Source organism: Agrobacterium deltaense RV3, from assembly GCF_900013505.1.
Taxonomy (GTDB): Bacteria; Pseudomonadota; Alphaproteobacteria; order Rhizobiales; family Rhizobiaceae; genus Agrobacterium; species Agrobacterium leguminum.
Genome location: NZ_LT009746.1, coordinates 343,407 through 367,815, shown reverse-complemented (window position 1 = coordinate 367,815; position 24,409 = coordinate 343,407). Strand labels below are relative to the sequence as shown.

At 59.8% G+C, this 24,409-nt stretch carries 23 protein-coding genes; 11 read left to right on the top strand and 12 right to left on the bottom strand.

The features are described from left to right. Positions 1-258 precede the first annotated feature (258 nt). Positions 259-1,995, top strand: a complete 1,737-nt coding sequence (locus AGR7B_RS16040; protein ID WP_080857295.1) for a methyl-accepting chemotaxis protein — start codon at positions 259-261, stop codon at positions 1,993-1,995. Between the two features lie 82 nt (positions 1,996-2,077). Here AGR7B_RS16040 and AGR7B_RS16035 read toward each other — a convergent pair whose 3' ends face one another. From AGR7B_RS16035 to AGR7B_RS16005, 7 genes are all read right to left on the bottom strand, one after another. Next, a complete protein-coding gene (locus AGR7B_RS16035; RefSeq protein WP_065657273.1) occupies positions 2,078-3,394 on the bottom strand; it encodes an LLM class flavin-dependent oxidoreductase in 1,317 nt (438 codons plus the stop codon). Between the two features lie 18 nt (positions 3,395-3,412). Next, positions 3,413-4,759, bottom strand: coding sequence for an MmgE/PrpD family protein (locus AGR7B_RS16030; protein ID WP_080858129.1), 1,347 nt, complete (start codon positions 4,757-4,759; stop codon positions 3,413-3,415). 4 nt (positions 4,760-4,763) lie between these two features. Continuing rightward, positions 4,764-5,564 carry an amino acid ABC transporter ATP-binding protein gene (locus AGR7B_RS16025; protein WP_078052519.1) on the bottom strand — a complete coding sequence of 267 codons (801 nt, stop codon included), beginning with the start codon at positions 5,562-5,564 and terminating at the stop codon, positions 4,764-4,766. A gap of 12 nt (positions 5,565-5,576) precedes the next feature. Next, positions 5,577-6,359 (bottom strand): amino acid ABC transporter permease, encoded by a 783-nt coding sequence (locus tag AGR7B_RS16020; protein WP_080854538.1) that lies wholly within the window; start codon positions 6,357-6,359, stop codon positions 5,577-5,579. Beyond that, entirely contained in the window at positions 6,356-7,099 is a 744-nt protein-coding gene (locus AGR7B_RS16015; RefSeq protein ID WP_003524557.1) for an amino acid ABC transporter permease, read from the bottom strand. The genes AGR7B_RS16020 and AGR7B_RS16015 overlap by 4 nt, the downstream gene beginning before the upstream one ends. Before the next feature lie 193 nt (positions 7,100-7,292). Next, complete coding sequence (locus AGR7B_RS16010) at positions 7,293-8,132, bottom strand: transporter substrate-binding domain-containing protein (RefSeq protein WP_080857294.1); 840 nt, start codon at positions 8,130-8,132, stop codon at positions 7,293-7,295. A gap of 401 nt (positions 8,133-8,533) precedes the next feature. Then, entirely contained in the window at positions 8,534-10,822 is a 2,289-nt protein-coding gene (locus AGR7B_RS16005) for an NADP-dependent malic enzyme (RefSeq protein ID WP_003524555.1), read from the bottom strand. Positions 10,823-11,219: 397 nt separating this feature from the next. Here AGR7B_RS16005 and AGR7B_RS16000 point away from each other — a divergent pair, with 397 nt between their 5' ends. Further along, complete coding sequence (locus AGR7B_RS16000) at positions 11,220-12,650, top strand: mannose-1-phosphate guanylyltransferase/mannose-6-phosphate isomerase (protein ID WP_080857293.1); 1,431 nt, start codon at positions 11,220-11,222, stop codon at positions 12,648-12,650. A gap of 65 nt (positions 12,651-12,715) precedes the next feature. Here AGR7B_RS16000 and AGR7B_RS15995 read toward each other — a convergent pair whose 3' ends face one another. Further along, complete coding sequence (locus AGR7B_RS15995) at positions 12,716-13,438, bottom strand: CPBP family glutamic-type intramembrane protease (protein WP_080857292.1); 723 nt, start codon at positions 13,436-13,438, stop codon at positions 12,716-12,718. Positions 13,439-13,660: 222 nt separating this feature from the next. Between AGR7B_RS15995 and AGR7B_RS15990 the strand changes: the two genes are divergently transcribed. The 6 genes from AGR7B_RS15990 (at position 13,661) to AGR7B_RS15965 (ending at position 19,948) form a co-directional block, all read left to right on the top strand. Continuing rightward, complete coding sequence (locus AGR7B_RS15990) at positions 13,661-14,893, top strand: ABC transporter substrate-binding protein (protein WP_080857290.1); 1,233 nt, start codon at positions 13,661-13,663, stop codon at positions 14,891-14,893. Positions 14,894-15,037: 144 nt separating this feature from the next. Next, a complete protein-coding gene (locus AGR7B_RS15985; protein ID WP_059758547.1) occupies positions 15,038-15,940 on the top strand; it encodes a carbohydrate ABC transporter permease in 903 nt (300 codons plus the stop codon). Next, on the top strand, positions 15,933-16,874 hold the full coding sequence (locus tag AGR7B_RS15980) for a carbohydrate ABC transporter permease (protein WP_080857289.1): 942 nt from the start codon (positions 15,933-15,935) through the stop codon (positions 16,872-16,874). Before AGR7B_RS15985 ends, AGR7B_RS15980 begins: the two co-directional genes overlap by 8 nt. Before the next feature lie 5 nt (positions 16,875-16,879). Beyond that, a complete protein-coding gene (locus AGR7B_RS15975) occupies positions 16,880-17,968 on the top strand; it encodes an ABC transporter ATP-binding protein (RefSeq protein ID WP_031234120.1) in 1,089 nt (362 codons plus the stop codon). A gap of 57 nt (positions 17,969-18,025) precedes the next feature. Next, the gene (locus AGR7B_RS15970; RefSeq protein WP_065656302.1) at positions 18,026-18,790 is read left to right on the top strand and encodes a sugar phosphate isomerase/epimerase family protein; all 765 of its coding nucleotides are present in this window, start codon (positions 18,026-18,028) and stop codon (positions 18,788-18,790) included. Between the two features lie 24 nt (positions 18,791-18,814). Then, positions 18,815-19,948 carry a Gfo/Idh/MocA family protein gene (locus AGR7B_RS15965; RefSeq protein ID WP_080857288.1) on the top strand — a complete coding sequence of 378 codons (1,134 nt, stop codon included), beginning with the start codon at positions 18,815-18,817 and terminating at the stop codon, positions 19,946-19,948. Positions 19,949-20,046: 98 nt separating this feature from the next. On the opposite strand, the gene AGR7B_RS25960 is transcribed toward AGR7B_RS15965, so the two are convergent. Both AGR7B_RS25960 and AGR7B_RS25955 read right to left on the bottom strand, forming a co-directional pair. Further along, positions 20,047-20,217 carry a hypothetical protein gene (locus AGR7B_RS25960; protein ID WP_162934175.1) on the bottom strand — a complete coding sequence of 57 codons (171 nt, stop codon included), beginning with the start codon at positions 20,215-20,217 and terminating at the stop codon, positions 20,047-20,049. After that, positions 20,210-20,347 (bottom strand): hypothetical protein, encoded by a 138-nt coding sequence (locus AGR7B_RS25955; RefSeq protein ID WP_162934174.1) that lies wholly within the window; start codon positions 20,345-20,347, stop codon positions 20,210-20,212. The genes AGR7B_RS25960 and AGR7B_RS25955 overlap by 8 nt, the downstream gene beginning before the upstream one ends. Before the next feature lie 224 nt (positions 20,348-20,571). On the opposite strand from AGR7B_RS25955, the gene queC reads away from it, so the two are divergent. The 3 genes from queC to queE are packed head-to-tail and all read left to right on the top strand — an operon-like array spanning position 20,572 to position 22,390. Then, on the top strand, positions 20,572-21,282 hold the full coding sequence (queC, locus tag AGR7B_RS15960; protein ID WP_065656300.1) for a 7-cyano-7-deazaguanine synthase QueC: 711 nt from the start codon (positions 20,572-20,574) through the stop codon (positions 21,280-21,282). Further along, on the top strand, positions 21,282-21,638 hold the full coding sequence (gene queD, locus AGR7B_RS15955) for a 6-carboxytetrahydropterin synthase QueD (protein WP_020811477.1): 357 nt from the start codon (positions 21,282-21,284) through the stop codon (positions 21,636-21,638). Before queC ends, queD begins: the two co-directional genes overlap by 1 nt. Further along, entirely contained in the window at positions 21,635-22,390 is a 756-nt protein-coding gene (queE, locus tag AGR7B_RS15950) for a 7-carboxy-7-deazaguanine synthase QueE (RefSeq protein WP_080857287.1), read from the top strand. The genes queD and queE overlap by 4 nt, the downstream gene beginning before the upstream one ends. A gap of 162 nt (positions 22,391-22,552) precedes the next feature. Here the strand turns inward: queE and AGR7B_RS15945 are convergent, their stop codons facing one another. Both AGR7B_RS15945 and AGR7B_RS15940 read right to left on the bottom strand, forming a co-directional pair. Beyond that, on the bottom strand, positions 22,553-23,602 hold the full coding sequence (locus tag AGR7B_RS15945) for a Gfo/Idh/MocA family protein (RefSeq protein WP_080857286.1): 1,050 nt from the start codon (positions 23,600-23,602) through the stop codon (positions 22,553-22,555). 6 nt (positions 23,603-23,608) lie between these two features. After that, positions 23,609-24,394 (bottom strand): ThuA domain-containing protein, encoded by a 786-nt coding sequence (locus tag AGR7B_RS15940; RefSeq protein ID WP_046801358.1) that lies wholly within the window; start codon positions 24,392-24,394, stop codon positions 23,609-23,611. Positions 24,395-24,409: the final 15 nt, after the last annotated feature.

The window sequence follows — 24,409 nt, the reverse complement described above, 5'->3', positions numbered from 1 at the left end:
GGCCGTATCGTATTGCCGGCGCAGAAATATCAGCACTGTGGCAAATAAGCGGTCCGAAATAAACAAGGCGAATATATTCGCGATGAAGCATACTCGCGGTCGATTGATGTTCCGGATCAATAGTTATAGTTCATTATTAATCGCTATTTAACAGTGTCCGGCTAGTTTCGCGTGCAGGCGGGCCGACCGTTTTTCATCTCTATATTTCGAGGGTGGAGCAGGTCTGCATATGGATTACTGTTTGGGGGTTTCAAAAAGATGTCTTACTTTTCTAAACTTGGTCTTGACGCTTCTGCGGTGCTTGATGCGCTTAGCCGCTCACAGGCCATCATCGAGTTCGATCTGACCGGCAAGATTTTGAAAGCGAACGATAATTTCTGCAAGGCCGTCGGCTATCAGCAGTCTGAAATCGTTGGGCGTACCCACAGCATGTTCCTGTCTCCCGAAGATGCGGCCTCGCCTGAATACAAGAGCTTCTGGGCGAGACTGTCGCGTGGCGAATACGATCAGGGTCAGTATCGACGTCGGGCCCGGAATGGCGACGAAATCTGGATCGAAGCTTCCTACAATCCCGTGTTCCGTTTCGGCAAGCCCTACAAGGTGGTCAAGATTGCAACCGACATCACCTCGATCAAGCGCAAGAGCGCTGAGGATGACGGGAAACTGGCGGCGCTCTCCCACGCGCAGGCCATAATCGAATTTACGCCCGAAGGGAAAATTCTCAGCGCCAACGAAAATTTCCTCGCGACGCTCGGTTACACGGCGGAAGACATCATCGGCAAACATCATTCGATGTTCTGCGAGCCTGCCTATGCCCAGTCTCAGGACTATCGGGATTTCTGGAAGGAACTCGGAAAGGGCCACTTCTCGACGGGGCAGTTCATGCGCCTTGGCAAGGATGGCAAACGCGTCTTCATTCAGGCCTCCTATAATCCGATCATCGATGATCGAGGCCGCGTCTTCAAGGTAGTGAAATTCGCTTTCGATGTGACGGACCGGATGCATGCGGTCGAGGAACTTGGTGCTGCGCTCGAGCGGCTTTCTCAATGCAATATCCGTATTACGCTGGACAAACCCTTCGTCGGCGAGTTCGAACGGCTGCGCCACGATTTCAATAAATCCATCGCCGAATTCCAGAAGACGCTGGAAAACGTTCTCGGCCAGACCGGAGACCTGACCCGCAGCAGCCAGGAAGTCAGCGAAGCCTCCGTCAATCTCGCCGAACGTTCGCGTGAGCAGGCCGTGGCGCTCGAGGAGACTTCGGCAGCACTCGAAGAAATCACCGCGACGGTCCGTTCCTCGACAGAAAATATGCAAGAGACGCGCAAGCTCGTTCAGAGCGCGCGGACATCTACCGTGGCTTCCACCGAGGTCGTGGAGCGGACGGTCGATGCCATGCAGCGTATCGAGACGGCTTCGCGGGAAATCAGCCAGATCATCGGTGTGATTGACGAAATCGCCTTCCAGACGAACCTGCTGGCGCTGAATGCCGGCGTGGAAGCTGCGCGTGCGGGTGACGCGGGCAAGGGTTTTGCTGTCGTGGCGCAGGAAGTGCGCGAGCTGGCGCAGCGTTCCGCCAATGCCGCGAAGGAAATCAAGGCGCTGATCAACAATTCCGGCACCGAGGTTCTGGAAGGCGTCAGGCTGGTGGGCGAAACCGGCGAAGCGCTGAAGCAGATCGACGCGCTGGTCAGGCACATTGACGGCAATGTCGACATGATCGCCAAGGCGGCGGACGAGCAGGCCGTCGGCATCAGCGAGATCAACAAGGCGGTCAGCCGGCTGGACCGGATGACGCAGGAGAATGCGGCGATGAGCGCCCGTACCACGGTGATCAGCACGACGCTGGCGCAGGGCGCGGATGCGCTGGCGCAGCTTGTCAGCCTGTTCAAGCTGAACCGCCGTACGGTGCAGCGGGAAGACGGATCGTCCACCCGCCCGGATGCTCCGAATACGGCCCGGCGCGACCAGACGTCGGCAAGAGCGGCCGCGTAAGGAGCGGGCTCAGGCCCGCTTCAGCTTGAGAATGAGATTCGGTGGATGCGGATGCCTTTGAACGGGCATCCGCATTGCTTTTTCACCGCAGCGCCGGTCGTTCGATACCGAGGTGGTCGCGCAGCGTCGAGCCTTCGTAGTCCTTGCGGAACAGGCCGCGCTCCTGCAGCAGGGGAACGACCTCGCGGTTGAATTCCTCCAGCCCGCCGGGGAAGAAGGGCGGCATGACGTTGAAACCGTCGGCCGCACCGTTTTCGAACCATTCCTGCATTCGGTCCGCCACATCCTTGGCCGTGCCCATGACGATATGGTGGCCGCGGCCGGCGGCGACGCGCAGCGCCAGCTCCCGGATCGTCAACTTTTCGCGGCGCGCCAGTTCGGTCAGAAGTTCGGCGCGGCTGCGCAGCTGGTCGGAAATCGGCAGGTCCGGCAGCGGACCGTCGAGATCGTAATCAGTGAGGCTGTGGCCGATGCGTTCTTCAAGCAGCGGCATTGCGCTCTTGATATCGGTCCAGCGGTTCAGTTCCTTCAGTTTTTCGCCAGCCTCTTCAAAGCTCCTGCCGATGATCGGCATGAAGCCGGGCATCACGGCGACGCTCGCCGGATCGCGGCCGAATTTTTCCACGCGGGCTTTAAGGCTCGTATAGAAGGCCTGCGCTTCGGAAATCGCCTGCTGGGCGGTGAAGACGATATCGGCGGTGCGGGCGGCGAGATCCTGCCCCGGACCGGAAGATCCGGCCTGGATGAGAACCGGGTGGCCCTGCGGCGAACGCGGAATATTGAGCGGTCCCTTGACCGTGAAATATTTGCCCTCGTGGTTGAGGATATGGACCTTTTCCGGATCGACGTAGCGGCCCGCCTGCTTGTCCTTGACAAAGGCGTCGTCATCCCAGCTGTCCCACAGGCCGCGAACGACATTCACATATTCTTCCGCCACCGCATAACGCTCGTCATGCTCGGGATGGTCCTTGGAAAAATTCGCCGCCGTGCGGGCATAGGATGTGGTGACGATGTTCCACGCCGCGCGGCCGTGGCTCAGATGATCGATGGAAGCGAAGGCGCGGGCGGTGTGGTAGGGCTCGCCATAGGTGGTGGAGGCGGTCGCGGCCAGCCCGATCTTGTCGGTGACCATGGCCAGCGCGGCAAGCAGGGTCAACGGCTCGAAACGCGCGATCATCGAGGGATGGGCGTCGACGCCGCTGGTAAGGCCATCGGCCAAGAATACCATGTCGAACTTCGCGGCTTCGGCCATTTTCGTAACACGGGTGAGGAGATCGAAATTTTCGCTGCCGGCTTCGGCATCGGGGTGACGCCAGCCGGAAACGTGGTGCCCCGCGCCCTGCAGGAAAAGGCCGAGATGCATCTGTCTTTTGCGTGTCGTGGTGGTCATGGTGATCATGCCTTCATGTCGGTCGAGTTATATTTGCGATACCAGAAGCGTTTCGAGCTTTCTGAGGTCAGCTGCGGTTTTCATGGACCGCACCAGTGCCGGAATGCCGGCGAATTTCTCATTGCCGCCGGTCGCGTCGGCAAATTTTTCGGTCGGGTCATCGATGCCAGGAAGGCCGTCGACACGGCGCGACAGCACCGTGCCGTCCTTCCTCGTCACGTCGATGACCACGAACCGGGTGGTCGGATCGGGCGAGAGGCGGCGGGCGGTCTCGTCATGCCGGCGTGAGACTTTGGCGGAAAGGGCAAGCAGGTCGTCGCGCGTCGGGCGTTCGTCGAAATGGCCGATGCCGAGCGCTCCCTCCGTCAGCGCTGCGGCAAAGACATATTCGGCGCTGAAGCGCGCATCGATGCCGGTCGTGGGCGTTGCCGGCCCGACGAGGGCGGCATCGCCGCCCGGCGGGAAGGTGATGGTGACCGTCTCTATCTCGTCCGGCGTCAGATTATTGCTGTTGCGCAGCGCCAGCGCGCCGACGGCAACGGGATGGCTGGCGGTGCAGCAGGGAAAGGCCTTTAGGGTGAGGCCGGGCGAGACGATCTGCCAGGGTGCGCCCCAGCCGGAGAGAACGCGTTTCGGCTGCTCGGCGCCAAAGGCGAAGGCGGAATAAAAACCGATGGGGTTTTCCAGAAAATCCGGAGCGCCCTGAAAGCCGGATCGCGCCAGCCGCGCGGCGGTGAGGCCGGCGCGCGTGGCAAGCCCGGCATGCAGCGGCTTGGCGTCATAACCGAATTGCAGGCGAAGCCCGGCCGATTGCGTGGCGGCAAGGCCGAGCGCAACGGCCGTTGTCTGCGGATCGAATTTCAGGAGATGGGCAATCGCTGCTACAGCGCCGATGGGGCCGAGCGTGGCGGTGGCGTGGAAGCCGTTTTCGTAATGCTTCGTTCCTAGCGAGAGGCCGAGACGCGCCATGGTTTCCAGCCCGACAATATAGGCGGCAATGAAGGCATCCGCCGTGGAGCCCTCTTCGACCGCGACAGCCAGCAAAGCGGGAATGATGGCGACAGTCGGGTGGCCGCGCACGCTGCCGTGCACATCGTCATAGTCAAGCACATGCCCGGCGTGGCCGTTGATGAGGGCGGCGGTGAAGGTATCCGTGCGCAGATCGTGGCCGATAATGCCCGCCGTGCCTGACGTTCCGGGTGTAAAGCTGTCGATCAGGATTTTCGTGCTTCTGTCGGCAGCGCCGCCCAGCACGCAGGCGAAAAAATCGATGAGCGCCGTGCGGGCGATGGCCACCGCATCCTCATCACGCAGGGGATCGGAGGCGGCAATCGCTTCTGCAAGATGAAGGGTGAGCTTTTCGTCTGCGGTCATGGCATCAGATCCCTTCGCCGTCATTCACCCGTGCCACCTGTCCGCCAAGACCCTTGACGAAGGCGTTGATGCGCGGATTTGTCGACTTGTAGAAGATGTGCTCGGGCGTGCCCTGATCGACGATCAGGCCATTTTCGGTGAAGACGATATTGTCGCTGATTTCTTCGGCAAAACGCATTTCGTGCGTGACGAGAATGCTGGTCATGCCATCATTGACGAGATCGCGGATGACGGCGAGCACTTCGCCCACGGTTTCGGGGTCGAGTGCGGATGTGACCTCATCGAACAACACCAGTTCCGGCCGCATGGCAAGCGCGCGGGCAATGGCCACGCGCTGCTGCTGGCCGCCGGAAAGCTGGCCGGGATAGGCATCGACCTTCTGGGAAAGGCGGACCTTTTCCAGCAATTCGCGGGCATGGCGCTCGGCTTCAGCTTTCGGCGTGCCGAGGATTTTGATGGGCGCGATGGTGATATTTTCCATCACCGTCAGATGCGGAAAGAGGTTGAATTGCTGGAACACGATGCCGATGCGCTTGCGCAGCGCGATGCGTTCAGCCTCGGTTTTCAGCAGGTCCACTCGTGTGCCGCCGACGGTGATCTTGCCCGATTGCGGAATGAGCAGGCCGTTGATGCAGCGCAGGATGGTGGACTTGCCGGAGCCGGAAGGGCCGATGATGGAGACGGCGTCGCCCTTGTTCACGGTGAGGTCGATGCCCTTCAGGACCTGATTGTCACCGAAGGACAGGTGTATGCCTTCCAGTTCAACCAGTGCTTTTGCGGCGGTTTGTGGTGCGGGTGCGGACATGGCTTGTTCCAATCAGCGGGAAGCGAAGCGCCGCTCGAGGCGCTGCGTGAAACGGGATACGGGATAGCAGAACAGGAAGAACGCCATCAGAACGGTGAGATAGACCACGACGGTAAAATCGTTGCGCTGCACGGCGGTGCTGGCGTCTGTCGCGGCGTGCAGAAGTTCATGCACGCCGACCAGCGAGGCGAGCGCCGTACCCATGGTGATCGACGCATAAAGGTTCATCCATGGCGGCAGCGAGCGCTTCACGCATTGCGGCAGGATGATCCAGCGCAGTGTCTGGTTGCGCGAAAAGCCCAGCCCCTGCGCCGCTTCCCATTGCGCCGTCGGAATGGACTGGATGGCGCCACGGGTGATTTCGGCGATATGGGCGCTGGCCGGAATGGCAAGCCCGACGACGGCCTTGATCCAGTCCGGAAACGGAATGTAGTTGCCGAAAGCGACGATCTCGAAGGGGAAGATGTAGGTCGCGGCAAAGATCAGCACCAGATGCGGGGCATTGCGGAATATCTGCACATAGGTGAGCGCAGGCGCGCGCACGAGGCGGTAGGGCGCAAGCTCCATGATGCCGAGGAGGACGCCGATGAAGGTGCCGATGGCGATTGCAAGGATGCTGATCAGCACATTCATGGCAAAACCCTTGGCCAGATAGGGCAGCCATTGCAGCAGCACCTGACCGAGGGACGGGTCGAGGATCAGCCACAGAATGACGGCAATCAACACGCCGAGCAGCAGAATGGTGCCGAAAGGGGGCTTCTTCACCGCCTGTGTTGGAGAGACCACCGCACTCATTGACCGAACCCCGGAACCGCAAGACGCCGCTCAAGCCAGAGACCGGCCCTTGCGACGATAAAATTGATGACGCTGAAGAAGATCAGGATGACGATCATCAGCTCGACCACATTGTCGCGCTGTGTCCAGATCAGGATCGAGGCATAGGTGATTTCACCCACCGCAATTGCCGAGCCGACCGTGGTGAGCTTCACCAGATTGACGAGGTTGTTGATGATGGAGGGCAGCGCCGTGCGGATGGCCAGCGGAAACTCCACATAACGTAAAATCTCGAAGGAACTGAAACCGATTGCACGCGCCGCCTCGATGGTGGTGGCCGGCACCGCCTCGATGCCGCCGCGCAACGCTTCCGCATGGAAAGCGGCAATGTGCAGGCCGGTGATGGCGACCACCCAGAAAAAGGGTGTCAGCGGATTGTTCTGCGCGCCGCCCAGCGCATTGGAAATCAGCATGTTGAGCACGAGGAAACCGCACATCAGCTGCACCAGCGTCGGTGTGTTGCGCGTCAGTTCCACATAGGCGCGGACGGGGCCGGCAAGCCAGACCTTGCCCGAAGTCAGCATGGCCGCGAAAATGAAGCCGAAGACGAGGCTGAGCGGCAAAGTGACGGCGACGAGGATCAACGTCATCTTCATGCCGTCGAGCCAGATCTGAACCTCGTAACCGCTGTTCAGAAAGTCATAGTTGAGGCCCAGATGCGCGGCCAGTTCTATGAAGCGCGCTGTAAATCCATCCTGCATCGGAAATCCATGCTGTTATTGCGGGTGCCGCCCGGCGGGCGGCGCCAGAATGGCCTGCCTTGTTATAAAGCAGAAAAGAACGGCAGGCGAAACCGGCCGTTCCTGATGGTCAGGGGAAATCACTCCGCCCTTTTGCCGCCGTCCTCACCTGCGATGGGGACGTGCAGATAACGGAAAAGTCCTGCACCTGTCCTTATTGGGCGGCAGAAAGCTTCTTCTGCTGCTCTTCCATATAGCCGATGCTCGGCAGACGGTTGGCCTTGGCGAATTCGAGCATCTTGCCGGAGGCGTGCAGTTCCTTGACGATCTTGTCGAGAGCGGCCTGCGTGTCGCTTTCGCCCTTGCGCAGCCAGATCACGGAGTCCGACGGGATGAGGTCGGTCGGGATGAGGATGCCGTAATCCTTCCACTCATCGGCGCGGTCCTGAAGCATCAGGCTCAGCGTGCCGTTGACGTGAACGGAGACGTCGCAATTGCCGCCCTTGAGCGCCAGCAGCGATTCCGGCTGGCTTGGCAGCGCCTTTACCTGCGCGCCATATTGCTCGATCAGCGGCTGGGTGTAGTTGGAGCCTTGCGAAACGCAGGCGATCTTGCCCTTCAGGTCCAACCAGTCCTTGATGCCACTGTCCTTGCGGCCGATGGCGGCGCCGCCCTGGCGGTCATAGGGGGTCGGTACGTAATCGAGCGTTTTGGCGCGCTCTTCCGTGTACTGCATGTTGGCGATCAGAATATCGACCTTGCCCTGCTGCAGGAACTGCACGCGGTTGGGCGGGGTCACGGTTTCGGTGACCAGCTCGACACCGAGGCCGGCGGCCAGCGCCTTGGCGACGTCGATGTTGAGACCCTTCTGCTCCTGCGTCTTCGGATCGATAAAGCCGAAAGGCGCGCCGGAAAGGATAACGCCGACAGTGAGCTTGCCGCGACCCTTAATCCGGTCGAGCGTTGCATCCGCGTGAGCGGCAGTGGCCATCGAAGCGATGACAACGGTTCCGGCAATGAGTTTTGCGGCAAATCTGGAGAAAGAGAGGGCCATGGATATTTCCTTTTGATTGTAGGTGGAAACTACATGAGGCACCCGCCAAGAGCGAGAATTGGCATTGCGTGAAAAATAGTATGAATAAAATCCGGTTCCAATAAATCTTTTGGAGGGAAAAATTATCCTAATAATTTTGAATTGTAGAATCTTGTTCTTTTCCTCCCTTGCTATGTGCCGGTTTGTCAGGAGCGGGAGAGTAGTCCGGATGTCGCTGAGGACCGGATGGCCATGTGCGGAGCGAGCGCATCCGGCTCGTCTCTTCTCCCCGTCGGGGAGAAGGTCGCGGCAGCGGGATGAGGGGGCGAGGCCAGCGATATGCGGAGAGCGTGCCCCCTCATCTGCCCCTTTGGGGCATCTTCTCCCCGGCGGGGAGAAGAAAAAAGCCGCACGCCCTGTTCTTATCGTCCGGCATTATAGGCCGCGATTGCCGCCATGTTGACGATGTCGCTGTCCTTCGCGCCCATCGAGGTGATCTGTACCGATTTGTCGAGACCGACAAGAAGCGGGCCGATGACGGTTGCGCCGCCCAGTTCCTGCAGCATCTTGGTGGAAATGGAGGCGGAATGGATGGCGGGCATGACCAACACATTGGCCGGGCCGGAAAGCCGGGCGAAGGGATACTGGCTCTGCATGCGGTGATGGTTCAGCGCCACATCGGCCGACATTTCGCCGTCGACCTCGAAATTGACGTTGCGCCTGTCGAGAATTTTCACCGCCTCGCGCACCTTGTCGGAGCGTTCGCCGGTCGGCTGGCCGAAGGTGGAATAGGCGAGCATGGCAACGCGCGGCTCGTAACCGAAACGGCGGGCGAGGCCGGCTGCTTCTTCGGCGATATCGGCAAGGTCTTCCGCATTCGGCATATCATGCACGGCGGTATCGGCAACGAAGACGGTGCGGTTGCGCGAGACGACCAGCGAAACGCCGATGACGCGATGGCCAGGCTTGGTGTTGATGCAGCGGCGGATATCCTCCAGCGCCGTTGAATAGTTACGGGTAACGCCGGTCACCACGGCGTCCGCATCGCCCATCGCCACCATGCAGGCGGCGAAATGGTTGCGGTCGTTGTGGACCAGACGCTGCACGTCGCGCAGCAGGAAACCGCCGCGCTGCAAACGCGCATAGAGATAATCGACATAGGCATCGACGCGGCTGGAAAGGCGCGCGTTGGTAATCTCGATATTGGCGCGGTCGAGATCGATGCCCGCGCGTTCCGCATTGGCCTTGATGATATCGTCACGGCCGAGCAGGATGGCGGTGCCGAGGCCCTGCGCGGTGAACGAAATCGCCGCGCGCATGACCTGTTCTTCTTCGGCTTCCGCAAAAACGACCCGCTTCGGCGAGCGGCGCACCCGCTCGTAAAGGCGCTGCGTGGTGGAGGCCATCGGGTCGCGGCGGGCGGAAAGCTCGCGGGCATAGGCGTCGAGATCGGGCAATTCGCGGCGGGCGACGCCGGTTTCGATGGCGGCTTTGGCCACGGCCACCGGAATGGCCGAGATCAGGCGCGGATCGAAGGGAACCGGAATGATATATTGCGATCCGAAGCGCGGGCGGTTGCCCTGATAGGCGGCGGCCACATCATCAGGAACATCCTCGCGGGCAAGATCGGCCAGCGCCTGTGCCGCCGCGATCTTCATCGCGTCATTGATCTGGCTGGCGCGGACATCGAGCGCGCCGCGGAAGATATAGGGGAAGCCGAGGACGTTGTTGACCTGGTTCGGGTAATCCGAACGCCCGGTCGCCATGATGGCGTCGTCGCGGATGCGCGATACTTCCTCGGGGGTGATTTCCGGGTCCGGATTGGCCATGGCGAAGATGATCGGCTTCGGCGCCATGGAACGGATCATCTCTTCGCTGAACGCGCCCTTCTGGGAGAGGCCGAATACCACATCAGCGCCCTTCATGGCTTCCGCCAGCGTGCGGTTGTTGGTTTTCACCGCGTGGGCGGATTTCCACTGGTTCATGCCTTCGGTACGGCCCTGATAGATCACGCCCTTGGTATCGCAGAGCGTGATGTTTTCAGGATTGAACCCCATGGCCTTGATGAGGTCCATACAGGCGATTGCCGCCGCACCCGCGCCGTTGCAGACGAGCTTCGTTGTCTTGAAGTCGCGGCCCGTCAGTTCGATGGCGTTGATGAGGCCAGCGGCGGCGATGATGGCGGTGCCATGCTGATCGTCATGGAAGACGGGAATGTCCATCAGCTCGCGCAGGCGGCTTTCGATGATGAAACATTCCGGCGCCTTGATGTCTTCCAGATTGATGCCGCCGAAAGAGGGGCCGAGGTAACGCACGCAGTTGATGAACTCATCGGCGTCTTCGGTATCGACCTCGAGATCGATGGAATCGACATCGGCGAAGCGCTTGAAAAGGACCGACTTGCCTTCCATGACCGGCTTGGAGGCGAGCGCGCCGAGATTGCCGAGGCCGAGGATGGCGGTGCCGTTGGAGATGACCGCAACCATGTTGCCGCGCGTTGTATAATCGTAAGCGGTCGCCGGATTTTCGGCGATGGCTTTCACCGGCACGGCCACGCCCGGCGAATAGGCGAGCGACAGGTCCCGCTGCGTCGCCATCGGTTTGGTCGGGGTGATTTCCAGTTTCCCCGGCCGGCCTTCCGCGTGGAAATCCAGGGCTTCCTGATCCGTAACCGATGTTCGGGTGCTGGCGGGTTTCGTTGTGTCGGACATGGGCTGAGCGTGCTTTCGTGTCGATAACAGTGTAAAAATATCCGCCGTTGTTATTGTATTTTTCGCGCGCCTGCCAAGCCTTGAATGTTGTTCAGTGCAGCAAATTTAAGCGTGATGAAATTTGCGGCCGATTCAATCGATTAATTCTCGCTCACCATCCGCTTCGCCGCCTGCCGTGCCTGTCACGCGTGGAACCTCGCCCGCCGCCTGGCGTTAGCGGGGTGGGTCAGCAGGCAATCGACATGCCTCTAAATGCACCATCGTCCGTTCACCAAGCTTTCACAAGGCGAATTTATGAGCTTGCGCTTATCCGCCCGTGAACCGATGATGGCGGTATTTCGAAATATGTATATTGTCCGGCGCGCCGGGAAATTTTTAGAGTTGGAAAGGTTTTGTTGTGAAGGAACACTCTCGAAAGATCACGCCGGTTCTTCTGGCTGGCGGTGCTGGTTCGCGGCTTTGGCCGGTATCGCGCGATCAGTTGCCCAAGCAGTTCCAGCCGCTGGTCGGCAATCTTTCGACCTATCAGCAGACACTGCAGCGGGTGGGCGACAAGGGCCTTTATGCCGAGCCGCTGGTGATCACCAATGAGGATTTCCGGTTCTTCGCCCGCCGTCAGGCCGAAGAGATCGATCTGCCGGCAACGGTGGTGCTGGAGCCCGCCCGCCGCGACAGCGCCGCCGCCATGGCCGCCGCCGCCGTGCTGGCCGAGCGCCGCGAGCCCGGATGCCTGGTGCTGGCGCTTGCCGCCGACCATGTGGTGCTCGATGCCGACAAGTTTTCAGAGGCCGTGAAACTCGGCGCAAAAGCCGCCGATCAGGGCAATATCGTCGTCTTCGGCCTGGTGCCGACCGAACCGCGCACCTCCTACGGTTATATCAAGCCGGGTGAGGCGATCGATGGCGAAAAAGACCTCAGCACCGTCGATGCCTTCGTGGAAAAGCCGGATATGAAGACGGCGATCTCCTATCTGGAAAAGGGTTATCTCTGGAATTCCGGCAACTTCCTGTTCCGCTCCGATGTGATGATCGCCGAACTGAAGGCCTTCGCCCCGGAAATCCTGGCGGCGGTGACGCAGGCGGTCGAGCAATATGAAAGCGACCTCGGTTTCGTGCGCCTGCATCAGGCAAGCTTCGAGGCTTCCCCGAAAAACTCCATCGACTATGCGGTGATCGAGAAGACCAGACGCATGGCGGTGGTGCATGGTCATTTCCGCTGGTCGGATATCGGCAGCTGGGATGCGATCTGGGAAATTGCCGGCAAGCGCGGCAACGACAATGCGCTGGAAGGCAACGGCGTCTTCATCGATTCCGAAGGCTGCCTCATCCATTCGACGCAATTGCTGACGACGGTGGTTGGCGCGAAGGACATGGTGGTGGTGGCCACCAAGGATGCGGTTCTGGTGGTGCCGAAAAACCGGGTGCAGGATGTGAAGGGTCTGGTGGAGACGCTGAAGGACGGCGAACATGCGCCGCAGACGCAGACCCACAAGCGCGTCTATCGCCCCTGGGGTTATATCGAACACATGTATGTGGACGAGCGTTACCGGGTGGGTCATATCACGGTCGATCCCGGCCACCGCATCTCGTTCCAGAAACATTATCACCGCTCGGAACACTGGATCGTCGTCAAGGGTACGGCGACGGTGACGATCGGCGAAGAGACGAAGTTGCTGACGGAGAACCAGTCGGTCTATATCCCGATCGGCCAGCCGCACCGGCTTGCCAATGAGGGGCAGATCCCGCTCGAACTGGTCGAAATCCAGACCGGAGCCTATATCGGCGAGGACGATGTCATCCGCATCGAGGACGATTATAAAAGGCAATAGAATTGCTGCCAGCGCCGAAGGGTTAGGGAAGGTGAGACGGATATTGTCCGGCTCACCTTTTCGGCTCAGGAGATCAGCGCGTTCACGCAATGGGCAAGGGCATGGGAAAGCATCGCCGCCTCCAGCCCCCGACGCCAGAACAGCCATCCGAACAGCAGGCCGGGAATGAAATTGGTGAGCAGGACCGCAAGGATCAGCGCCGCCTGCGGCCGAGCGACAATCGCAAACAGAAACGGCAGATGACCGGCGGCGAAGAGCGCCGCCGCCAGAAGGATGGCGGCCCACAAAATCACCGGTCTAATCTGTCCTCTTCCTGTCATGCGCCAGAGAGCCCAGGCGAGAAACGACATCAGGCCCCATCGGGTCAATAGCTCCTCCGTTATTCCGCCATAGAGAATCCGGGTCGCCAGCGGGACATTAAAAGCGGTCATTTTTGCCATGGTGGTCGCATCCGCGACCGATGGCAGGATCGCCGATGAATAGGCGATCATCAGCAGGCCGACGGCAATGCCCACCGCCAGTGCGGGCGGCACCTGTGTTCGCAGCACCGCGCGCGGGTTGCCGCCCGTCAGCCAGCTATCGACCAAGGGCGCGCCAAGCCCGAGTTTTGCGGCCAGAGCCTGACCGATTGCAACCGCCGCAACGGTCAGTATTGTTGGCTGGATGAGGATCAGCAGGCGCATTCCGAATGAAACTTGCTGTCCCGGTACAAGCTGCTCAAATGTCGCCAATAAAAGCGATGCGACGCCGGCTAGTCCGATGACCAAAAGAATATGCCAGCGCTTCATGGTCTCTTCGCCTGTTTTACTCACCTCGAAGTTTTGTAAGCGACTGGCATTGCGTGTGCATTACGCAGCGCAATCCCCTGTGCCGCATACCTATCCGACGCATTTTCCAATCTTTCGAAATACCTCCTGAGGGGCGCTGTGAGATTCGTATTTTAGGCGGTTGCCTAATCAAAAATCTTCGCATACGTTCCAACTGCAACGTTTCAGTGAGGGAGGAGACTCATGCGAATGCGTGTTATTTCTGCGGCTTTTCTGGCCAGCGTCATGATTCCGGCGGGTATCGCCGGGGCCACCGATCTTGAGGTGACCCATTGGTGGACATCGGGCGGCGAAGCCGCAGCGGTCGCCGAATTGGCCAAGGCTTTCGACGCAACCGGCAACAAATGGGTGGATGGCGCGATTGCCGGTTCGGGCGGCACGGCCCGTCCGATCATGATCAGCCGTATCACCGGCGGCGACCCGATGGGCGCGACCCAGTTCAACCACGGCCGTCAGGCGGAAGAGCTGGTGCAGGCGGGCCTGATGCGCGACCTGTCCGATGTTGCCGCAAAGGGCAACTGGAAGGACGTCATCAAGCCGGCAAGCCTGCTCGACAGCTGCACTATCGACGGTAAGATTTACTGCGCGCCGGTAAACATCCATTCCTGGCAATGGCTATGGCTTTCCAATGAAGCCTTCAAGAAGGCGGGCGTCGAAGTTCCGAAGAGCTGGACGGAATTCGTTGCCGCCGCGCCGGCGCTGAAAAAGGCCGGCATCCAGCCGCTCGCGCTCGGTGGGCAGGCATGGCAGGCCAACGGCCTGTTCGACACGCTGACGCTTTCGATCGGTGGCAAGGACCTTTATCAGAAGGTCTATGGCGACAAGGATGCCGAGGCGGCAGCCGGGCCCGAGATGGCGAAGATTTTCGCGGCTGCTGTCGAGGCGCGCGACATGGCCAAGGGCACCAATGTTCAGGACTGGAACCAGGCCACCAACATGGTCATCACCGGCAAGGCCGGCGGCCAGATCATGGGTGACTGGGCGCAGGGTGAATTCCAGCTGGCCAACCAGAAGGCCGGCACGGATTATTCCTGCCTTCCCGGTCTTGGCCTCAGTGAATATCTCACCACGGGTGGCGACGCCTTTTATTTCCCTGTTTTGAAGGACGAGGCGAAAACCAAGGCGCAGGACGTTCTCGCCGCAACCATCGTCGATCCAAAAACGCAGGTGGCCTTTAACCTGAAGAAAGGCTCGCTGCCGATCCGCGGCGACGTCGATCTGAATGCAGCCAATGACTGCATGAAAAAGGGTCTGGCAATTCTGGCCAAGGGCAATGCCCTCACCAGCACCGACCAGCTGATTTCCGCCGATACGCAGAAACAGAAGGAAGACCTGATGGCGGAATTCTTCGCGGGCTCGATGTCAGCGGAAGACGGGCAGAAGCGCTTCGCGGACATTATCGGTTCAGCGGACTGAGTGTGATCTCTCCGGGTGGGAAAGCGGTTCGCCGCTTTCCTTCCCAGCGTCCTGCCTGTGCAACAATCATCAGCACGGGCAGGGGTTTCATGCGGTGAGGCTTTTTGCCTGACTGTTGACTGTAACGTTACAGGAGGAGGTAACATGGCAGGTCAAGCGCGCTCGGGGCGCCCCAACCAGCTTTTCCGCAATCTCAATTCCAAGATTGCCTCCATTCCCATGATACTGACCGCCATGGTGATCTTCCTCGGCGGAACGATCTGGACGGTGGTTTATTCCTTCACCAATTCAAAGCTTCTGCCGCGCGCGAGTTTCATCGGTTTCGATCAATATGAGCGTTTGTGGGCAGCACCACGCTGGATCGTATCCATCCAGAATCTGGCGATCTACGGCGTGTTGTCGCTTATTTTCAGCCTCGTCATCGGTTTCGTTCTGGCGGCGCTGATGGATCAGAAAATTCGTTTCGAAAACACCTTCCGCACCATTTTCCTCTATCCTTTCGCCCTGTCCTTCATCGTCACCGGCCTCGTCTGGCAATGGCTGCTGAATCCGGAATTCGGCATCCAGTCCGTGGTTCGCTCGATGGGCTGGGAAAGTTTCACCTTCGATCCGCTCTATAATTCCCAGATCGTTATCTACGGCATCCTGATCGCGGCACTCTGGCAGGGCACGGGGCTCGTCATGTGCCTGATGCTGGCGGGCCTTCGCGGTATCGATGAGGACATCTGGAAGGCGACGCGTGTCGACGGCATTCCGATGTGGAAGACCTATATTCTCATCATCATTCCCATGATGCGGCCGGTCTTCATCACCACGCTGGTCATCATCGCCAGCGGCATCGTCAAGGTCTACGATCTCGTCGTGGCGCAGACCAGCGGCGGGCCGGGTATCGCATCTGAAGTGCCGGCGAAATATGTCTATGACTACATGTTCCAGGCACAGAATCTGGGGCAGGGCTTTGCCGCCTCGACCATGATGCTTCTGACCGTCGCGATCATCATCATTCCATGGGCCTACCTCGAATTCGGAGGCAAGAAGCGTGGCTAATATCAGCACATTGAACACGGTTGTTGCCGCCAGCGATGCGGTTGCCAAAGACCTTTCCGGCCCGCGCGGCAGGAAGCCGAGGAAAACCTTTTCCCGCCGCAACATCATTCTTTACGGCACGCTGTTTGTGGCCGCCGCCTATTACCTGCTGCCGCTTTACGTGATGGTCGTCACCTCGCTGAAGGGCATGCCGGAAATCCGGCTCGGCAACATCTTCGCGCCGCCGGTGGAAATCACTTTCGAGCCCTGGGTAAAGGCCTGGGCCAATGCCTGCACGGGCTTGAACTGCGACGGGCTTTCACGCGGCTTCTGGAATTCGGTGCGCATCCTCGTGCCTTCGGTGGTGATCTCGATCGTCGTCGCCTCCGTCAGCGGCTACGCCATGGCGAACTGGAAGTTCAAGGGATCGGAACTGTTCTTCTCCATCCTCATCATCGGTGCCTTCATTCCCTATCAGGTGATGATCTATCCGATCGTCATCGTGCTGCGCGAAATGGGTGTTTATGGCACGCTGACCGGCCTCGTCATCGTGCACACCATTTTCGGCATGCCGATCCTGACGCTGCTGTTCCGTAACTACTTCGCCTCGCTGCCGGAGGAATTGTTCAAGGCGGCGCGCATCGATGGCGCCAATTTCTGGCAGATCTATTTCCGCATCATGCTGCCCATGTCGCTGCCGATCTTCGTCGTGGCGATGATCCTGCAGGTGACCGGCATCTGGAACGACTTCCTGTTCGGCGTGGTGTTCACGCGGCCGGAATATTACCCGATGACGGTGCAGCTCAATAATATCGTCAACTCCGTGCAGGGCGTGAAGGAATATAACGTCAACATGGCCGCAACCCTTCTGACGGGTGCCGTGCCGCTGATCGTCTATTTCGTCTCCGGCAGACTTTTCGTCCGCGGCATTGCCGCAGGCGCAGTAAAAGGTTGAGCTATATGAACAAAAGCGTTTCCATCCGCGATCTTTCCCTGTCCTTCGGCGCCGTTACCGTGCTGAAAGACCTCAATCTCGATATTTACGACGGCGAATTCCTCGTGCTGCTCGGTTCTTCCGGCTGCGGAAAGTCGACTCTTCTGAACTGCATCGCGGGTCTTCTGGAGCCGACCGACGGACAGATATTCATCAAGGACCGCAACGTAACCTGGGAAGAGCCGAAGGATCGCGGCATTGGCATGGTGTTCCAGTCCTATGCGCTTTATCCGCAGATGACGGTGGAGAAAAACCTGTCCTTCGGCCTTCAGGTCGCCAAGGTGCCGAAAGAGGAAATCGACCGCCGCGTCAAAAGGGCGGCCGGCATATTGCAGATCGAGCCGCTGTTGAAGCGCAAGCCCGCCGAGCTTTCCGGCGGCCAGCGTCAGCGTGTGGCCATCGGCCGGGCGCTGGTGCGGGATGTGGATGTTTTCCTGTTCGACGAGCCGCTCTCCAACCTCGACGCCAAGCTGCGCTCGGAACTGCGCGTCGAAATCAAGCGGCTGCACCAGTCGCTGAAGAACACCATGATCTATGTGACGCATGATCAGATCGAGGCGCTGACGCTGGCGGACCGCATCGCCATCATGAAAAGCGGCGTCATCCAGCAGCTTGCCGATCCCGTCACCATCTACAACAAGCCGCGAAACCTCTTCGTCGCCGGTTTCATCGGCTCGCCGTCGATGAATTTCCTGCGCGGCGAGTTGATCGAAAAGGACGGCAAGGTGGTCTTCACCACCAATGGCGTGACTTTCGCGCTGGATGGCTATCATGCGGAAACGCCGCTCGCCGCCGGCCGTGCCGTGGTTCTGGGTGTCCGCCCCGAACATGTGCGCGTCGATGCCGATATTGTCGGCGGTGAAGTGCATGAGGCGGTTGTCGATATCGAGGAACCGATGGGCGCCGACAATCTGATCTGGCTGAAACATGCCGGGCATACCATGTCCGTGCGTGTCGGCGGCCACAGGCGGTTTTCACCCGGCACCAAGGTGCGCCTCGGCCTCGACATGACGATGGCCTCGCTGTTCGACGCACAAAGCGAGGACCGGCTCTAGAACAGCTTCCATTTACCCCCACACAATCCCAAGACCCAGATCTCTATGGAGGAGACAATGACAGAACTCGGTTTCCAGCTTTACAGCGCCCGTAATTTCCAGCCTTTTTCCAACATTCTGAAGAAGCTTTCGGCGGCGGGTTATAAACATGTCGAAGGTTATGGCGCGATGTACGCTTCGCTGGATGATGCCGGTTTGAAAGGCCTGCGCGCCGAACTCGACGCCAATGGCCTTGCCATGCCGACCGGCCATTTCGGCCTCGATCTTCTTGAGGGCGACCCGAAAAAGGCGTTGAACATTGCGAAAGTTCTGGGTGTTGAGGCGATCTATTGCCCTTATCTGATGCCTGACCAGCGCCCGACAGATGCCGCAGGCTGGTTCGCTTTCGGCAAGCGCCTGCAGGAAGCGGGCAAGCCTTTCGTCGATGCCGGGCTGGTCTTCGGCTGGCATAACCACGATTTCGAGTTCAAGACGCTTGGTGACGGTTCCACCCCACAGGAGCAGATTTTTGCCGGTGGCCCGGATTTGAAATGGGAGGCGGATATCGCCTGGATCATTCGCGGCAATGCCGATCCGCTCGCCTGGATCGAAAGCTACGGCAAGCGCATTACTGCGGTACATGTGAAGGATATCGCACCAGCAGGCGAGAATGCGGACGAGGATGGCTGGGCCGATGTCGGCCATGGGACCGTGGACTGGAAGGGCCTCGTCGCGGCGCTGAAGGCGAAATCCGCCACGAAACATTTCGTGGTCGAGCACGACAATCCCAAGGATATCGACCGGCTGATCACCCGCTCGATCGCATCTTTCAAAACCTACTAAGTTTCAATTTTCGGAGTTTCCATCATGGCCAGGGATCTTGGCGTCGGCATCATCGGATGCGGCAATATCTCGTCTGCTTACTTTTCGCTGGCACCGCTCTTCAAGGGCATCAAGGTGCTTGCCTGCGCCGATCTCAACCGCAATGCGGCGGAGCTGAGGGCGGAAGAATTCGGTGTTGTCGCGCAGTCCATCGATGAACTGCTCGCCAACAAGGATATCGATGTGGTGGTGAATCTCACCATTCCCGCCGCGCATTTTCCGGTGTCGAAAGCCGCCCTGGAGGCGGGCAAGCACGTCTATTCGGAAAAGCCGCTGGTGCTTTCGCTCGAGGAAGGCGAGGAGCTGCGGCGCATCGCCCGGGAGAAGAACCTCTCCGTCGGCTGCGCGCCGGATACCTTCCTCGGCGGCGCGCATCAGCTTGCCCGGCAATATATCGATGACGGTAAGGTCGGGCGCATCACATCAGGCACCTGCCATGTGATGAGCCCCGGCATGGAGATGTGGCACCCCAATCCGGGCTTCTTCTTCCTGAAGGGCGGCGGGCCGATCCTCGATCTCGGTCCCTATTACGTCGCCAATCTCATCAACCTCATCGGTCCGGTGAAGCGCGTCGGTGCGCTGACCAGCATGGCGAACCCCACCCGTACGGTGACCAGCCAGCCGCTGAACGGCGAAATCATCCCGGTCGAAACACCGACCAATATCCATGCCCTGCTGGAATTCGTGAACGGCGCGACGATCACGCTTTCGGCAAGCTGGGATGTCTGGTCGCATCGCCACGCCAATATGGAGCTTTACGGCACGGAAGGCTCGATCTACGTACCGGACCCGAACTTCTTCGGCGGCGCGGTGGAAGCGAGCGGTCGCGACAAGAATATCCAGCCGCTGGAAGACTGGGCGCATCCCTTCGGCATTGCCAATCAGGAAAGCCCGAACGGTCCGCGCGCCAATTACCGCACGGCGGGCCTTGCCGATATGGCGATTGCGATTTTGGAGGGGCGTGATGCCCGCTGCTCGCTGGATCGCTCCCTGCACGGTATCGATGTGATGACCTCGATCCTCAAATCCGGGGAGGAGGGCCGTTTCATCGAAATGACGACGACCTGCACCCAGCCGGCGGCACTCGGCATCGAGGAGGCGCAGGCGCTGCTGCGCTGAGCGCAAAGCCAACGCAAAAAAGGCCCGGCGCACTGCCAGTTCGCCGGGCCTTTTCCGCTCAGCCATTTAATGGCGAGCGTCGCGTGTTCATCAGATTTTCATAGGCCGACAAAAAGACCCAGCCAGCGCGCAACGGTCCTGACCATCCAGATCAGGAACACGAAAGGGGCTATGCCAACAGCCGCGACGAGCGCCGCCGAGGCGACAACGAGCGCTGTGGTGAGATTGCGCTTGAACCGGTGGCGTTTTGTGTCGAGAGCCTTATCCATGACGTATGGCGGTGATCAGCCCGCGAATGGTGAGCGTGACATAAAGCATGCCCGCCATCGCCATCAGCAGGCCGGTGCCGAGAGAGCTGAGGTTGCTCAGCGAAAACAGAAATGTATCAGCCGCCACCATTGGCAAGACCCTTCAAGAACAGCAGATTTCGCATCGTTCTAGATCGTGCCGGTTTCCCGCATATGTCCCGATTGTTTCATCTTGTTGCTGCCGAGGGGCGTTTTCGTGATGGCGTGGCTTTGCGCGATTTCCGCAAAGCCCTTCACAAGCCCGTCGGTTTGGTTTAAAGCCGCTCCCCGTAATCCGGTCGCAGCCCACCCGGTCAAAACAAGGGATCCCAAATTATGAAAACCATCGTCATCTGCTCCGGCGGACTGGACTCCGTTTCGCTTGCGCATAAAATCGCGGCGGAACACGAACTTCTTGCTCTCGTCTCCTTCGATTATGGCCAGCGCCACAGGAAGGAGCTGGAATACGCGGCCGATTGCGCAAGGCGTCTCGGCGTGCCGCATCATATCATCGATATCAGAACCATCGGCGCCCATCTCACCGGTTCGGCGCTGACCGACGACGTGGAGGTGCCGGACGGGCATTATGCGGAAGAGACCATGCGCTCCACCGTGGTGCCGAACCGCAACGCCATCATGCTCACCATCGCTTTTGGGCTGGCCGCCGCGCAGCAGGCGGATGCCGTGGCGATTGCCGTGCATGGCGGCGATCACTTCATCTACCCCGATTGCCGGCCGGGTTTCATCGACAGTTTCAATGCCATGCAGGCGCATGCGCTGGAAGGTTATGCCGACGTCAAGCTCTTCGCCCCCTATGTCACCGTTTCCAAGGCGGCGATTGTGACCGATGGTGCGAAATACGGCACGCCCTTTGGCGAAACATGGTCCTGTTACAAGGGCGGCTTGCGCCACTGCGGCCGCTGCGGCACCTGCGTGGAACGGCGCGAGGCCTTTCATCTGGCCGGTGTCACCGATCCGACCGACTATGAGGACCCGGATTTCTGGGTGGCGGCCACCCATGCCTATGCGGCGCAGGAGGTGCGCTGATGTTCCGCATCACCAAGGAATTTCACTTCTCCGCCTCGCACCAGTTAAAAAGCCTGCCGTCGGATCACCAATGCAATCGCCTCCACGGGCATAATTACATCGTCGAGATCGAGCTGGCAGGCGAAGCGCTGAACGAGCACGGTTTTGTGCGCGACTATCACGAGCTTGCACCGCTGAAACGCTATATCGACGATCATTTCGACCATCGCCACCTGAACGACGTTCTTGGCCATGACCGGGTGACGGCGGAATGTCTGGCGAAGCATTTTTACGACTGGTGCAAGGATCGCCTGCCGGAAACCAGCGCCGTGCGGGTCAGCGAAACCGCCAAGACCTGGGCGGAATACCGGCCATGACGGCGGTTGCACACAAGATTGCAGCCAAGGAGACCACGATCCGCATCAGCGAAATCTTCGGCCCGACCATTCAGGGTGAAGGCCTGCTGATCGGTCTGCCGACCGTTTTCGTGCGCACCGGTGGCTGCGACTATCGTTGTTCCTGGTGCGATACGCTGCATGCCGTTGACAGCGAGTACCGCGATACATGGAAGCCAATGCCGGTCGAGGCGATCTGGCAGGAGGTACGGCGGCTCTCGGGCGGCGTGCCGCTGACGGTCTCGCTTTCAGGCGGCAACCCGGCCATTCAACCGCTCGGAGCCTTGATTGCGAAGGGGCAGGGCGAAGGGTATCGTTTCGCGCTGGAAACGCAGGGCAGCATCGCGAAAGACTGGTTTGCCGATCTCGACCATCTGGTGCTGAGCCCCAAGCCGCCATCGAGCGGCATGGAAACGGACTGGCAGGCCTTCGAAGACTGTCTTGCCGCCGCCGGCGACGAACCGCAGGTGGCGCTAAAGATCGTGGTGTTCGACGATGCGGATTATGCCTATGCCAAGGCGGCATCCGCGCGTTTCCCGCATTTGCCTGTCTATCTCCAGCCCGGCAACCATACTCCGCCGCCGCCGGATGACGACGATGCGCGGGTGGATATCGACGGGGTGATGGACCGGATGTTGTGGCTGGTGGACAAGGTGAGCGAAGACCGCTGGTTTTCCGCCCGGGTGCTGCCGCAGCTGCATGTGCTGTTGTGGGGGAATAAGCGCGGGGTTTGAGGGAGTTATAAGTTCCCTCCGTCATGACGGACCTGATCCGGCATCCAGCCAAGGCGCGTCTGCGCCGTGGCTGGACCCCGGATCAAGTCCTCGCTGACGGAGAGCGAGGAGCGCCCTTTGCAGCAATCCATGCGGCGGTTTGTGCCGCCGCACTTTCGCAAATCAAGCCGAAACGGCCAGCTCGCGCCGTTCCCGATCCGCAATGATCGACAGATCGAGCACCTTCTGCAGATTGGCGGCATGACGGAAATCCGGATCGGCGGGGCCGCCTTCCATGACGGCCCTGGCGAATTTTTCGTAATTCGTCGGCACCGGGTCGACATCGATGGTCTTCCAGATCGCCTTTTCCACATCCTCGCCGATGCAGGCGCGCAGGCTGGAATAATCCGGGGTGTGGATCACTTCCAATGCTCCCTTGTCGCCATGGATACGCAGACGAAGTTCGTTCAAGTGACCCGTCGCCCAGCGGCTGGCATGGATGACGCCCATGGCACCGTTTTCAAGCTCGGCGGTCATGGTGAAGCTGTCATTGGCGTCGAGGTCGTAGACGCCAATTTTGTTGCCTTCATATTTGTCGAAGGTCTTCAGCCGCGTGAAGATGCGTTCCACATCGCTGCCCGCACCGTAAGATGCGAAGTCGAGAATGTGGATGCCGACATCGCCCAGCACGCCGTTCGAGCCATGCTTGGTGGAAAGCCGCCACAGCCACTTGCTCTCCGTCATCCAGTCGCCCCAGGCCTTGGAAACGAGCCAGCTCTGGAGATAGGAGGCTTCCAGATGCCGCACCTTGCCGATCTTGCCTGCCAGCACCATCTCACGCGCCGCCTGCAAGGGGGCAACGTTGCGATAGGTGAGGTTGACCATGGCAATGAGGCCGGCCCTTTCGGCGGCATCGGCCATTTCGGCCGCCTTGGCGTAGTTTTCCGCCAGCGGCTTTTCGCAGAAGACATGTTTGCCGGCCGCCAGCAGTTTAAGGCTGGTGGGGTGGTGGATCGCGTCCGGCGTGACATTCGCCGCCGCATCGAATTCACCCCAGGCAATGGCGTCATCCAGTGAGGTGAAGGAGAGTGGAATGTTGTGGCGCAGCGCAAAGCCCCGCACCACCACATCGTCCACATCCACTGCCGCGACCAGTTCGACGCCGGGGATTTGCGAGAAATAGGTGGCATGGTTGTTGGCCATGCCGCCGGTTCCGAGAATGAGAAGTCTCATGGCTTTTTACCTGTAACCTGCTTCGCCTGCCTTGTGCAGCTTGGGGCCGCGTTCTTCGATGGGCTCCAGCGCCTTGTCGACGGGAACATTGGGGGCGTCGTGAATGCTTTTCAGTGCGCCAACCGGATTATAGGCCCATTTCACCGAGTTGCTGATGACCTTCTGCACATTGGCGTCGTGATAGGTGGGATAGGTCTCGTGGCCGGGGCGGAAATAGAAGATATTGCCTGCACCACGGCGCCAGGTAAGACCGGACCGGAAGACTTCGCCGCCCTGGAACCAGGAGATGAAGACGGTTTCCAGCGGCTCCGGCACGGAAAACTGCTCGCCATACATTTCCTCGTTTTCCAGCTCGAAATGCTCGGGCAGGCCGGCTGCAATCGGGTGGCGCGGATTGATGGTCCACAGGCGTTCACGCTCGCCCGCCTCACGCCATTTAAGCGCGCAAGGCGTGCCCATCAGGCGCTTGAACGGCTTGGAAAAGTGGCCGGAATGCAGGACGATGAGGCCCATGCCTTCCCAAACGCGCTTGGCGACACGCTCGACGATCTCGTCCTGCACCGCGCCATGGTCCTTGTGGCCCCACCAGACCAGCACGTCGGTCTTGTCGAGGCGCTCCTGCGAAAGCCCGTGTTCCGGCTCCTGCAGCGTGGCGGTCGTGGCGTTGATCTCAGGATTCTGGTTCAGCGCGTCGGCAATGGTATTGTGCATGCCGTTCGGATAGATAGAACGCACCGTCTCATTGATGTGTTCGTGGATATTTTCGCCCCATACAACGGTGTTGATGGTCATTGTCATGCTCCTCGG